General features: G+C 59.8%; 13 protein-coding genes. 6 read left to right on the forward strand and 7 right to left on the reverse strand.

All coding sequences use genetic code 11. The annotated features are described in order from the left end of the window. Positions 1-37 precede the first annotated feature (37 nt). The 7 genes from AGR13A_RS19715 to AGR13A_RS19745 form a co-directional block, all read right to left on the reverse strand. Positions 38-1387 (reverse strand): multicopper oxidase family protein, encoded by a 1350-nt coding sequence (locus AGR13A_RS19715; protein ID WP_080838832.1) that lies wholly within the window; start codon positions 1385-1387, stop codon positions 38-40. A gap of 14 nt (positions 1388-1401) precedes the next feature. Next, entirely contained in the window at positions 1402-2862 is a 1461-nt protein-coding gene (locus AGR13A_RS19720) for a TolC family protein (RefSeq protein WP_080838833.1), read from the reverse strand. Further along, positions 2859-3089, reverse strand: a complete 231-nt coding sequence (locus AGR13A_RS19725) for a hypothetical protein (RefSeq protein ID WP_035223825.1) — start codon at positions 3087-3089, stop codon at positions 2859-2861. Before AGR13A_RS19725 ends, AGR13A_RS19720 begins: the two co-directional genes overlap by 4 nt. 87 nt (positions 3090-3176) lie before the next feature. Further along, entirely contained in the window at positions 3177-3587 is a 411-nt protein-coding gene (locus AGR13A_RS19730; RefSeq protein WP_080838836.1) for a hypothetical protein, read from the reverse strand. Between the two features lie 89 nt (positions 3588-3676). Then, positions 3677-4606: a hypothetical protein gene (locus AGR13A_RS19735; protein ID WP_080838838.1), complete on the reverse strand. Its 930-nt coding sequence runs from the start codon at positions 4604-4606 to the stop codon at positions 3677-3679. A gap of 96 nt (positions 4607-4702) precedes the next feature. After that, positions 4703-5602, reverse strand: a complete 900-nt coding sequence (locus AGR13A_RS19740; RefSeq protein WP_080838840.1) for a helix-turn-helix transcriptional regulator — start codon at positions 5600-5602, stop codon at positions 4703-4705. A 105-nt stretch (positions 5603-5707) separates the two neighbouring features. Then, positions 5708-6154 carry an acetyltransferase gene (locus AGR13A_RS19745; RefSeq protein WP_080838842.1) on the reverse strand — a complete coding sequence of 149 codons (447 nt, stop codon included), beginning with the start codon at positions 6152-6154 and terminating at the stop codon, positions 5708-5710. 235 nt (positions 6155-6389) lie between these two features. Between AGR13A_RS19745 and bioB the strand changes: the two genes are divergently transcribed. The 6 genes from bioB to AGR13A_RS19775 all read left to right on the forward strand — a co-directional run bounded on the left by bioB (position 6390) and on the right by AGR13A_RS19775 (position 11804). Beyond that, entirely contained in the window at positions 6390-7409 is a 1020-nt protein-coding gene (gene bioB / locus AGR13A_RS19750) for a biotin synthase BioB (protein WP_080838844.1), read from the forward strand. After that, positions 7406-8548 (forward strand): 8-amino-7-oxononanoate synthase, encoded by a 1143-nt coding sequence (locus AGR13A_RS19755; RefSeq protein WP_080838845.1) that lies wholly within the window; start codon positions 7406-7408, stop codon positions 8546-8548. The genes bioB and AGR13A_RS19755 overlap by 4 nt, the downstream gene beginning before the upstream one ends. After that, positions 8545-9183, forward strand: coding sequence for a dethiobiotin synthase (gene bioD, locus AGR13A_RS19760; protein ID WP_080838847.1), 639 nt, complete (start codon positions 8545-8547; stop codon positions 9181-9183). Before AGR13A_RS19755 ends, bioD begins: the two co-directional genes overlap by 4 nt. After that, positions 9180-10475, forward strand: a complete 1296-nt coding sequence (locus AGR13A_RS19765) for an adenosylmethionine--8-amino-7-oxononanoate transaminase (protein ID WP_080838849.1) — start codon at positions 9180-9182, stop codon at positions 10473-10475. Before bioD ends, AGR13A_RS19765 begins: the two co-directional genes overlap by 4 nt. 42 nt (positions 10476-10517) lie before the next feature. After that, entirely contained in the window at positions 10518-11504 is a 987-nt protein-coding gene (locus AGR13A_RS19770) for a beta-ketoacyl-ACP synthase III (RefSeq protein ID WP_080838851.1), read from the forward strand. Positions 11505-11609: 105 nt separating this feature from the next. Further along, positions 11610-11804 carry a hypothetical protein gene (locus tag AGR13A_RS19775; RefSeq protein WP_080838853.1) on the forward strand — a complete coding sequence of 65 codons (195 nt, stop codon included), beginning with the start codon at positions 11610-11612 and terminating at the stop codon, positions 11802-11804. Positions 11805-11977: the final 173 nt, after the last annotated feature.

The following is an 11977-nucleotide window of genomic DNA, read 5'->3' on the forward strand; positions in this document are numbered from 1 at the left end:
ATGTTCCTTGGTTCTGTGGGGGTTGTGGTCTGCACGATCAGCCGTGTTTCATGGGTTTCGGCGTGATCTGTGTTTTGGGATCATTGGTCTTTTCGGTCGCCGGCACGTCGCCGGTCCATTCCCAGGCCTGGGTTCCGGGCGGGTTTTCGTACCAGCCGGGATCTGAGTAATCGCCGGCGGAAATGCCTTCGCGGACCTTCACCACGGAGAACATGCCGCCCATCTCGATTGGGCCGTGCGGACCCCAGCCGGTCATCATGGGAACGGTATTCTCGGGGATTTCCATTTCCATGGCACCCATATCGGCCATGCCGGCGGTGCCCATCGGCATATATTCCGGCCGGACCTTGCGGATTTTTTCGGTGACGGTCTTCTTGTCGACGCCGATGAAGGTCGGGACGTCATGCCCCATCGCGTTCATCGTATGGTGCGACTTGTGGCAATGGATGGCCCAGTCGCCGACATATTTGGCGTCGAATTCGTAAGCTCGCATCGCACCGACAGGGATGTCGATGCTGACTTCGGGCCATCGCGCCTCGGGCCGCACCCAGCCGCCATCCGTACAGGTCACCTCGAAATCGTAGCCATGCATGTGGATCGGATGGTTTGTCATGGTCAGGTTGCCGACGCGCACGCGCACTCTGTCATCCTTGGAAACCACCAGCGGATCGATGCCCGGAAACACCCGGCTGTTCCATGACCAAACATTGAAATCCGTCATGGTCATGATTTTCGGCACGTAGGAGCCGGGGTTGATGTCGAAGGCGTTGATCAGGAAGACGAAGTCGCGATCAACAGGCATGAATGCCGGATCCTTCGGATGGATCACGAAGAAGCCCATCATGCCCATCGCCATCTGGACCATTTCGTCCGAATGCGGGTGGTACATGAAGGTACCCGATTTCACGAGATCGAATTCGTAAACGAAAGTCTTGCCGACGGGGATATGCGGCTGTGACAGGCCGCCGACGCCGTCCATGCCCGAGGGCAGGATCATGCCGTGCCAGTGGATGGTCGTATGTTCCGGCAGCTTGTTGGTGACGAAAATACGCACCCGGTCGCCTTCGACGGCTTCGATGGTCGGACCGGGCGACTGGCCGTTATAGCCCCAGAGGCGGGCGGTCATGCCCTCTGCCATCTCGCGTTCCACCGGCTCGGCGACAAGGTGGAATTCCTTGACGCCGTTGTTCATCCGGAATGGCAGGGTCCAGCCGTTCAGGGTGACGACCGGGTTGTAATCGGGACCGGTGGTGGGCTTGACCGGCGCCTGGGTTGCCGCCGTCTCCATCACGGCCGCTTCCGGCAGGCTGCTATTCGATGTCTTTGCCCATGCCGCCGTAGAGACCATTGCGGCGCCGACACCCAGAAAGTTTCTTCTATTGAACATGGCCGTTTCCTTTCTCAATGTCCGCCACCGCCGCCACCAGCGGCGGCAACTTCTGTTTCTGCCCCTGCCGTAGCCGCGCCACCGCCATAGATGGCGGGAGCGAGGCCGGCTTCCGCGAGCCAGAAGTCGCGTTTGGCATTGATGGCGAGCAGGTTCGAATTGACCTTTTCGCGGCTGTCGGCGAGCAGTTCGAAGGTATTGGTGAGCATGCCGTTATAGGTGAGCAGCGACTCTTCCTCGATCTTCGTTCGCAGCGGCACAACGCTGTTGCGATAGTGCCGGGCGATATCGTAGTTCGAGCGATAGGCCTGATAGGCCGAACGGGCTTCGGAGCGGACATTGACCGCCTTTTCCGCCAGCAGATTTGCCGCGCGCATATAGGCAAGTTCGGATTCCCGCATTCTTGCCCGGCCGGAATCGAAGATCGGAATGACGAATTCCAGTTCTGCATTGCCCGTCGTCTGTTTGTTTATGGCGTCCTCGTCACGCTCGCGTTCGGTCTCGAAACCGGAACGAAGCTCGAGATCGGTGACGTATCGGGTGGCCTCGGTGAGCTTGAACGACCGGGCGGTCGATTCCAGATCGAGTTTGGCGATCTGCAAATCCACGCGGCGTTGCAGCGCCTCGGCCTCGATCATGTCGCGTTTGGCAATATCCTTGGGAAGCTGCGGCAGGCGATTGGGGATGCTGTATTCGATGTCTCCTCCCCACAGTCCCATCAGCCTTGTCAGCTCTTCCTTCGCAAGACGCGCCTCAAGCCTTGCCTTGGCGATCTGGCCTGTCAGCTCGGCATAAAAGACCTGTTCGCGGGCCTGGCCCTCCTTGTTCAGGGAGCCGGCCTCCCCAAGCTTTTTGGCAAGTTCCGAGGCTGCATCCGCCGCCGTCTGCGCCTGAGCGAGCTGGCCGACATTTTCCCAGGCCGCGACAGCCGTGATCCACGCCCGGCGGGTATCCGCCGCCAGTTGCAACGTCTTCAGTGCGGCTGCGAGCTGCGCCTTGCGGAAGCCGGTATCGGCGATCTCGACATTCTGTTTAAGAGTGGCCAGCGCCAAAATATTGGTGACGATCACACCCTCGATCGCCTTGTAGGCCCTGAGCCCCGGCGTGCCGATGCCCGTCAGCCCGATACCGACCCTCGGATTGACCAGCATGGTCGATTGCCAGGCGGTTGCGGCCGATTCACCCAGATCCGTATAAGCAGCCTGAAGGCCCTTGTTGTTGAGCAGCGCGACCTGAACCGCTGTTTCGACATCGATGGTTTTGGTGGCCATCAGCGACTTGACGCGGGCCGAAGTCGCCTGCGCCTCTGCCCTGTTCTGTATCCAGACCGTCTGCTTTCCGGTCGCTTCGGATGTTTTGGCCGATACGGTGGTGAAGCCCGCATTTTTCGAGGTGTAGTCGGCGGCCGTGACACAGCCGCCGAGAATGACGGGGAAGGAGAGGGCGGCCGCGAGTTTGAATATGCCTATCGTCATGATGCGTCTCCTTTCGGAGCCTGCGCATCGTTCTGGTTACGCCAGGGCTTCGGGTCAGCCGGGGCGCGGTGCGTATAACCCGTAACCGGCGTTTGATAGCGGATGGGTGCGACGCCGAGCGACGGGTTCGCCGCGTCTTCAAACGAGGTAGCCTCGTTCATCAAGGATGTGGCCGTGCAGCCGCCCAGAAGCAGGGGCGCTGCCACCACGATGTAAATAGGATTCATGGTAATGTCCGAACAGGAGATGTAACGGCGCGACGGCGCTAAAGCCGCTCACGCACGGTCATTGCCCAGCAGGCGGGCTTTGCCTGTTCAGATATTCGGTGGACGGTGAAGGAGCGGGGTCTCGCCCACGGCCTTGCTATCGTCGAGGAAGGAACGAATGGAATTGTCGACGGGTTTGCCCAGCGCGTCATGAGCGATCAACACGGCCATGCCGAGACAGAAATCGCCACAGCATTCCGGCTTGACCGGCTTTTTAACGCCGCTGTCGTGCTCTGCCGCATCCATCTTGTGATGATCGTCGGACGCCATGGCCGAACCACCGTGGCTCTTCATCGCGCCATGATCCATCATGACCGATTGGTCGTGCGGCATTCCCGCAGCGTCTGGACCATGCATTGCGGCATTGACGGTGGAAACGCTGTAACCCGCCAGTGACAGTATCATCACCAGTCTAAACAGCAGTGCCGTCAATTTCGATGTTTGCAACATCTTACGCATGGGCAGTAGAAGAGCCGTAGTTCTCGAATTTTGTCAATGGGTATCACTCATAACCATCGACAAATGCCGTGCCCTCCGGTTCCGCAACCTCACGTCGTCTCCATGAAGGCATCATCGAGAATGAGGAGCTTGCGCGCCTGCATGCGGGCATATTCCTCGTAAAAGCCCTGCGATATCCAGAGCGCCGAGCGACCCCGCCGTCCGCTCCAGCCGATGCCGCCGATCAGTTCGGCTGCCGCAAGCTTGCGGGCAACATGGGGGCGGGTAAGGGAGAGCGATTTTGCCAGTTCCGACACCGTCTTCACATCCGTCAGGTGCCTGCCCTGTTCCGTCGGCTTTTCCCAGTCTATCCCGGCGATCAGGCGATCCATCAAAAGCCCGCCGGCGTCGAACCAGTTGAAGATGATGGAAAGTGGCCCGGGGCAGCGGACCTCGGGATTGGAAAGCAGCGCTTCCGTCACGCGGGGATGGATGTGCGCGAGCATGGTTTCGGACTGTTTGATGAATCTGGAGGCCCTGAAACCTTCATCGATCAGGTCGAGTGCCTGAAAATGCACATCGTACCAATGTGCAAGCATCGCCAGGGTCAGCTGCGAAGGCGCCACCCCGTTGCTCTTTTCTCCGTCGGATTTCACCTCTCTCGTCAGCCCGCGTTTCAGCGCCTCTTCGAAAAAGGCATAAGCGACATCGTGGCTGGCGAGGCCATGGCGGAGCGCGAGACGGCCGAAATCTTCCCGCGTTAGGGCGGGCTCGCCCGCTCCGGTTTCGCAGATGTCACATTTTTGAAAATACAGCGCTAGCAGCGCATGGCAAAGGAGCCGGCTCTGGCGCGTCGCAAAAAGCGCGATCATGCCGGGCGAACCTTCATAAAGGGCGATGAAACTTCCGGAAAGCAGACGCAGTGCTGCCGTGAAGGAACTCGTCCGGAGCAGCCGGTCGATTTCACAGGGCGGCGGGCTGCGGCGAAATGCGGTGGCGTCGGGCAGCCCGGAAATCGCGAAATCGAAAAAATTGGTCATGGGAGCGCTCCTCAGATTGCCGGACGGGACTGCACGATCCATCGGCTTTACAGAGGTGGAGATGAGGCGTCTTCTCATTGCGCGCAGAGGTGAAATTTAAGCGGTCGGCAGACTTATCGCGCGTGCCTCGCCAGGCGTCATGCCAAAGGTGTTGCTGAACACCCGGTAGAAGGTGGCCAGGCTGTCAAAGCCGCAACCATAGGCGACCTGCGTTATTGGCAAAGCGGGAAATTCCAGCAGCAGGCGTCGCGCTTCCTCGATACGCATGGAGGAAAGCGTCCGGGAAAACGACAGTTCCGCGCCCTCGAAAACGACATGCAATTGCCGCAGCGAAATGCCCAGTTCCTTCGCCACCGAGGCGGGTGTCAGGTTTTGCCGGGATTTTTTGTGCATCATGATGTCCTGGGCGGCATAACAAAGCCCGGTCCTCAGCGCGGCGCGCACCTCCGGCATGGAGGACGAAAGCCGCCCGCGCACCGTCATGGCAAGCCGGGCGACATGCGCCACATCGCGTGCGGGGTCTATGAGCCTGCCGTTGTCGGCGTTCAGTGCATTGAAAAGCGCTCGGAAGGGCCGGGAGAAGGCGGTATTGTCGCTATAACGCGTCGCAAACAGGTCATCGGCCGGCTGGCCAAGCATGACCTCGTAATCGACGGGAATCTTGAGCATCCTGTAGTGAAAGGCCGCCTCGCCGCCCGGTAACGCGTCATAGGGTAAATCCGAGTAGTTGATGGTGATATCGCCACCGCTGACGGCATGGACACGGTCTCTGCCGGCATGCAGCAGCCCCGAGCCCGTTACCTGCAGGCCGATGCAGAGGCTGTTGCCAGCAATGCGGGCTATATCCGCTTCCGTGCGGTTGACCCGGTAAGAGGAGGCGCGCATCTCGCTTACGACGGCACCGGCAATGGCGCGCGCCTGAAACGACCCCCTGAAAGTGTGGCGACGATCCGGAGCAAGTTCGATCGTCACGCCGAACAGGCTTTTGCCGCGCACCTCGCGCCATTGGTCGAAGCGGTGCTCGGGCTGAAAATCATCGGTTGCGAAACGGATGATGGTGTTCGTGACTTGCTCCTCCCCGAAAATTCCTGTCCCGGCGGCTTATTTTTCCGCCGCACGAAATTGAAGATGAACGAGCGGATAGGGCCGTTGCTGCCCATCGAGGTCGGAACGTCCCGTCGGCTCGAAACCGAGCCGACGATAAAAGCCCATTGCCTGCGCGTTCTGCTCATTCACATCGGTGGTCAGCGTCGGAGATGCGGCGAGCGCCGCCTGTACGAGCGCCCTTCCAATCCCTTTGCCATGCTGGTCCGGATCAATGAAAAGCGCTTCCATATGGCCTTCATGCAGAAACATGAAACCAAGGGGCTGATCGGATGCATCGACCGCGAGCGTCAAGGGGACCTGCGGCAGAAAAGCCGTCACTTCCTCCTCGATCGCGATGCGATCTGCCGGAAGAAGGAAGTTATGAGTGGCGTCGACGGCCCTGCGCCATATTTCAAGGATGCGAGCCGTGTCGCGAGTGTCGGAAGAGCGAAGTGTAATCATGTCTTAACCCTTAGCAATTGCCAGCTTTTTGCGCCATGGGGGCGATTCTGATCTTTCTTAAAAAGTGTTTTCTCATCTTTTCGGTCGGTCTTCAGAAGCTCGGAGATCGGGCTGCGCCTGTCCCCTCGATTCCTGCGGTCGACGATTTTTCAGAAAAAAGCGCTTGCAAAAGCCGCGTTAAAAAAAATAGATAAAAAGAAGTTCTATCTATTTATTTTAACCGGAAGGCCGTCAAATGGATCAGATCGTTACGCAAATGGAGCCAAACACGGCGCCGCCTCCGATGAATGGAGCAGATTCGTCGCTAGCAGAAGCTAAAATTATCTATAATTTACCGTTTAATGATCTCCTCTTCCAAGCGCAGCAGGTGCACCGCCGACATTTCGATGCCAATGCCATCCAGATGAGCCGGCTTTTATCCATCAAAACAGGCGGCTGCCCGGAGGATTGCAGCTATTGCAGCCAGTCTGCCCGTAATCCGACCGGACTGAAGGCCTCCAAGCTGATGGAGGTGGAACGGGTGCTGGCCGAGGCGCGCAAGGCGAAGGAAGGCGGCGCGACGCGGTATTGCATGGGCGCAGCATGGCGCAACCCCAAGGAGCGTGACATGGAGGCGGTGGTGGCCATGGTCGAAGGCGTGAAGGCGCTTGGCATGGAAACCTGCATGACGCTCGGCATGCTGACGCCGGAGCAATCCGAACGGCTCGCCGATGCCGGGCTCGATTATTACAATCACAACGTCGACACATCGGAACGGTTCTATTCGCAGATCATCACCACCCGCACTTTCGAGGACCGGCTGGAAACGCTCGCCAATGTCCGTGATGCCGGCATAAAGGTCTGCGCCGGCGGCATTCTCGGCATGGGGGAGACGGTCGATGACCGTATTTCGATGCTGGTGACTCTCGCCAATCTGCCAGTTCCGCCGGAAAGCGTGCCGATCAACATGCTGATCCCGATCCCCGGCTCGAAGCTCGCCAATGCCGACCCGGTCGATCCGATCGATTTTGTCCGCACCATTGCGCTTGCGCGCATCCTCATGCCAACGTCGCATGTGCGGCTTTCCGCCGGGCGCACGGAAATGAGCGATGAGACGCAGGCGCTCTGTTTTCTGGCCGGGGCGAATTCCATCTTTATCGGCGAGACGTTGCTGACGGCGGATAATCCGGGCGAAGATCACGATACGGCGCTGTTCCGGCGGCTGGGTCTGAAGCCGATGGAGCTACAGCCTGCGGGGGCGGGAGGGTGCCGGTGACCGTTTCGGCGCTCTCTCCTTATGAAGCGAAGCTTGCCGGCCTGCATCGCAAATCGCGGCTGCGCGCGCTCGCCCCTCAGGAGGGGGTCGACTTCACCTCGAACGATTATCTCGGGCTTGCCGATGCGCCCCGGCTGAAGGCGGCGATTGCTGCCGCCATCGAAAGAGGCGTGCCTGTTGGTGCCGGTGGCTCGCGGCTGCTGCGCGGCAACCACCCGGAACATCAGGCGCTTGAAGCGGAGGCGGCGATGTTCTTCGGTTCCGAAAGAACGATCTATTTCGGCAGCGGATTTGCCGCCAATGTCGCGCTTTTCTCTGCCTTGCCGCTTCGGGACGATCTCGTGCTTCACGATGAACTGATCCATGCCAGCGTGCATGATGGAATTGCGGCCGGCAAGGCGAAGGCTGTCGCCGTGCCGCATAATCAGGTCGAGGCATTTGAGCGGGAAATAAACCGTTGGCGGCAGGCGGGCGGCAGGGGCCGCCCATGGATCGCGGTGGAAAGCCTCTACTCCATGGATGGAGACCGTGCGCCGGTTGCGGCCCTTGCCGATCTTGCCGAGCGGCACGGCGGCTTCCTCGTTGTTGACGAGGCGCATGCCACCGGCATTTTCGGATCCGGCGGGCGTGGCTTTGCTGCCGAACTGGAAGGTCGGGGCAATGTCGTGGCGCTGCATACCTGCGGCAAGGCGCTTGGCCTTTCCGGTGCGCTTCTGAGCCTGACTGCGGTTCTTGCCGATTATCTCACCAATCGCGCCCGCGGTTTCATCTATTCGACAGCGCCGTCCCCGCTGATGGCCGCAGCCGTGCGTGAGGCCTTGCATATCGTTGCCGACGAGACCTGGAGGCGGACACGGCTGGAGGAATTGGTAAACTTCGCCAGTGAAGAATTGCACGCCCGACTTGGTATGGCACCCAGCGGCTCGCAGATATTGCCCGTCTTGATCGGTGACAATGCCCGTGCGCTGAGGATCGCTGCGCGTCTGCGTAATGGCGGTTTCGATGTACGTGCGATCCGCCCGCCGACGGTACCGGAAGGCACGGCGCGCCTGCGCATATCGATCACGCTCAATGTGGATGAAAGTCAGATCGCGGACATGATCGGGCTGCTCGCCGCTATTACGGAGGAGGAGCGATGAGCCCTCGTTTCGTCGTTTCCGGCACCGATACGGGCATCGGCAAGACAGTCTTTTCCGCAGCGCTGGCCCATGCCCTGCAAGCGTATTACTGGAAGCCCGTGCAATCCGGGCTGGAGGAAGAAACCGACAGTGAGGTTGTGGAACGGCTGGGCGGCGTGCCCCGCGCGCGCATCCTGCCGGAAAGCTATCGTCTGAAAATGCCGGCCTCACCGCATCTTTCGGCCCGCCTTGAAAATGTGACGATCGATCCGGAACGTCTGTTTCCGCCGCAGACGGACGGACCGCTGGTGATCGAAGGGGCGGGCGGCCTGCTGGTGCCGCTCACCGACACATTATTGTTCGCCGATATCTTCGCCCGCTGGCAAATTCCGCTGATACTGTGCACCAGGACGTCACTTGGCACCATCAACCATACGCTGCTGTCGCTTGAGGCGCTGCGGCAACGCGCAATTCCGGTACACGGCGTTGTGTTCATCGGCGACGAGAACCGGGAAAATCAGCGCATCATCGCCGATATCGGCAGGGTTCGTTCGCTTGGCCGGTTGCCTCACCTGCCGGCGATGACTGCGGACGCGCTCCACCAAACATTCGCTCAACAATTTGATCTCGCTGATTTTCTGGAGGTGCCGGCATGAGCCGTTCCCCTGTCTGGCACCCCTTTACCCAGCATGGGCTGGAACCGCCGATGAAACGCATCGTCTCGGCGGAGGGCGCGTATCTGGTCGATGACAACGGCAAGCGGCTGTTCGATGCCATTTCATCCTGGTGGGTCATCACCCACGGCCACCGGCACCCCGCGATCATGGCAGCCATTCGCGCGGCGACCGAGGCCTTCGACCAGATCATCTTCGCCGAATTTTCCCACGAACCGGCGGAAACGCTGGCCAGAGGGTTGATTGAACGCGCGCCCGCCGGGTTGGAACATGTGTTTTATTCCGATAGCGGCTCGACCTCGGTGGAAGTCGCGCTGAAAATGGCGCTCGGTTATTTTCATAACCGCGGCGAAAAGCGCGACCGCATCGTGGTCATGGAGCACGGCTACCATGGCGATACGATCGGTACCATGTCGACGGGCGAACGTGGCGTGTTTAATGCCGCTTATGAACCGCTGCTTTTCGGCGTCGACCGGCTCGTTTTTCCGGAGGCGGGGCGCGAGCAGGAGACGCTCGACATGTTCGAGAGCTTCTGCCGTTCGGGCCGTATCGCCGCTTTGTTGATCGAGCCGCTGGTTCTCGGCGCCGGTGGCATGAAGATTTATGGTGCGGATGTTCTGGCCGGGTTGAAACAGATCGCTGAACGCCACGGCTGCCTGCTCATCGCCGATGAGGTGATGACGGGCTGGGGCCGAACCGGAAGCATGTTCGCCTGCGAGCAGGCCGGGATCTCGCCGGATATTCTGTGCACCTCCAAGGGGCTTACGGGCGGTTCTCTGCCGCTTGCGGCAACGCTGTGCAGCGGCGACATCTTCGATGCGCATTTTTCAACTGACCGCCGCAAGACCTTTTTCCATTCCAGTTCCTATACCGCCAATCCGATCACCTGTGCTGCTGCCGTCGCCAATCTGCAGGTCTGGCGCGATGAGCCGGTGGCGCAGCGCATCGGGCAATTGCAGGAAGCCTTGCATGCTGAACTCGGGCGATTTGAAGGGGACGGGCGTTTCGGCAACATCCGCCAGGCGGGAACCATAGCGGCTCTCGACCTCAACGTGCCTGCTGGCGGTTATCTCGCCGAAGCTGGTCCTCGAATGCGGCAATTGTTCCGCGAGCGCGGGCTGATCATCCGCCCGCTCGGAAACGTCATCTATCTGATGCCGCCCTATTGCACGACGGCAGAGGACCTGACCTACGCCTTTGACGCCATCGATGAAGTGGCCTCGATCGTGACTGACGCCGCTCCGGCCAAATCGCGCGCCACTGGAACCGCGTGAACCAGACATCCGCATTTTCCAAGCGTTCGGAAAGGCCTGACAATGCAGACACGTTCCTCCCGTATGGCCGGTTTCGGACATGCCGTCCCCGCGCGATGCGTCGGCAATGCCGAGATAGAAGCGCGTCTTGGGCTGGACGCCGGCTGGATCGAGCGGCGGACGGGTATCCGCACGCGTTATTGGGCCGGAGAGGGCGATACGTTAAGCGGACTTGCGGAAAGAGCCGGCCGTTTGGCGCTGGAAGACGCCAAGATCGGCCCTGACGATATTGCGTTGACATTGCTGGCAACCTCGACGCCGGACCATCTTCTCCCGCCTTCCGCACCGCTGCTTGCCCATCGTCTCGGCCTGAAACGTTCCGGCGCTATCGATCTTGCCGGGGCCTGTTCCGGTTTTCTTTATGCGCTCACCCTCGCGGATGGTTTTGTCCGCACCCATGGCCGTGCGGTACTCGTCGTCGCCGCCAATATTTTGAGCCGCCGCATCAATCCGGCGGAAAGGGCGAGCGCGGTTCTATTCGCCGATGCCGCCGGGGCCGTTGTGGTTGCCCCGTGCCGGGACGCTGAGCGTGGCCTTCTCTCCGCCGATCTCGTTTCCGATGGCAGCGGCTATGACCTTATCCAGATAGGGGCCGGCGGCAGCAGCCAGCCTTTCTCCCTTGATATGCCGATTGAAGAGACGCTGATGACGATGCGGGATGGGCGCGAAGTCTTTTCCCGCGCCGTCGCGTTGATGACGCAGACCTCACAGCAGGTGCTGCAACAGGCCGGTATAAAAACCGCCAATATCGACCGCTTTGTTCCGCATCAGGCCAATGCCCGCATGTTCGACGCCGTCTGCGGCAATCTCGGCATTGACCGGCAAAAGACGGTGCGCACGGTCGAGACTTTCGGTAATTCGTCCGCCGCCACCATTCCGCTTTCGCTTTCGGTTACCAATGCTGAAAGACGCTTCGTTGAGGGAGAGACGCTGTTATTGACTGCGGCAGGGGCGGGCCTGACCGGAGGTGCAGTGATTTATCGAGTTTAAGCCAACTCACAAAACGGCAGGCCTCATCGCGTGAACGGGTGTGCGGATGTCATTGCGGCCCTGCAGCTTTTCGTCATAGTCTCAAAGCAAACCGGGAGGCTGCCATTGAACCTCGATGAAAAAGAACATGATGCAACACAGCCAAGACGCTCGATCTGGCCCTGGCTGCTGCTGGCGGTTCTCACGCTTTTGGCCATTTACGCTTATTCAGAAGTGACATCGATGATCGATGATACCGTCAGGCTCTGGAACGACCTCGTGCAACTATTCTGGTGGATTGTCCCGGACCAGTCGCCTTGACGCGAGACCGAAGCGCCGTATGGCGGCTGGCAATAGGGAGCAATGCAGCGCAATCTGAAAAGCCGGATATGTCGGCATTTCGTTCCGCATAATAATTTGATTTTATATGAGAAGATGGTTGGCTGGGGAACCTGGACGATAATCCAACTTTTCTCACGCCTTTGAATATCTTC

The sequence above is a fragment of the Agrobacterium genomosp. 13 str. CFBP 6927 genome (assembly GCA_900012615.1).
Classification (GTDB): Bacteria; Pseudomonadota; Alphaproteobacteria; order Rhizobiales; family Rhizobiaceae; genus Agrobacterium.

What these genes read in the sequence shown, in the direction of transcription:
- AGR13A_RS19715 (WP_080838832.1), bottom strand. Translation starts at nt 1,387, where the DNA reads ATGTTCAATAGAAGAAACTTTCTGGGTGTCGGCGCCGCAATGGTCTCT.
- AGR13A_RS19720 (WP_080838833.1), bottom strand. Translation starts at nt 2,862, where the DNA reads ATGACGATAGGCATATTCAAACTCGCGGCCGCCCTCTCCTTCCCCGTC.
- AGR13A_RS19725 (WP_035223825.1), bottom strand. Translation starts at nt 3,089, where the DNA reads ATGAATCCTATTTACATCGTGGTGGCAGCGCCCCTGCTTCTGGGCGGC.
- AGR13A_RS19730 (WP_080838836.1), bottom strand. Translation starts at nt 3,587, where the DNA reads ATGCGTAAGATGTTGCAAACATCGAAATTGACGGCACTGCTGTTTAGA.
- AGR13A_RS19735 (WP_080838838.1), bottom strand. Translation starts at nt 4,606, where the DNA reads ATGACCAATTTTTTCGATTTCGCGATTTCCGGGCTGCCCGACGCCACC.
- AGR13A_RS19745 (WP_080838842.1), bottom strand. Translation starts at nt 6,154, where the DNA reads ATGATTACACTTCGCTCTTCCGACACTCGCGACACGGCTCGCATCCTT.
- bioB (WP_080838844.1), top strand. Translation starts at nt 6,390, where the DNA reads ATGGATCAGATCGTTACGCAAATGGAGCCAAACACGGCGCCGCCTCCG.
- bioD (WP_080838847.1), top strand. Translation starts at nt 8,545, where the DNA reads ATGAGCCCTCGTTTCGTCGTTTCCGGCACCGATACGGGCATCGGCAAG.
- AGR13A_RS19765 (WP_080838849.1), top strand. Translation starts at nt 9,180, where the DNA reads ATGAGCCGTTCCCCTGTCTGGCACCCCTTTACCCAGCATGGGCTGGAA.
- AGR13A_RS19770 (WP_080838851.1), top strand. Translation starts at nt 10,518, where the DNA reads ATGCAGACACGTTCCTCCCGTATGGCCGGTTTCGGACATGCCGTCCCC.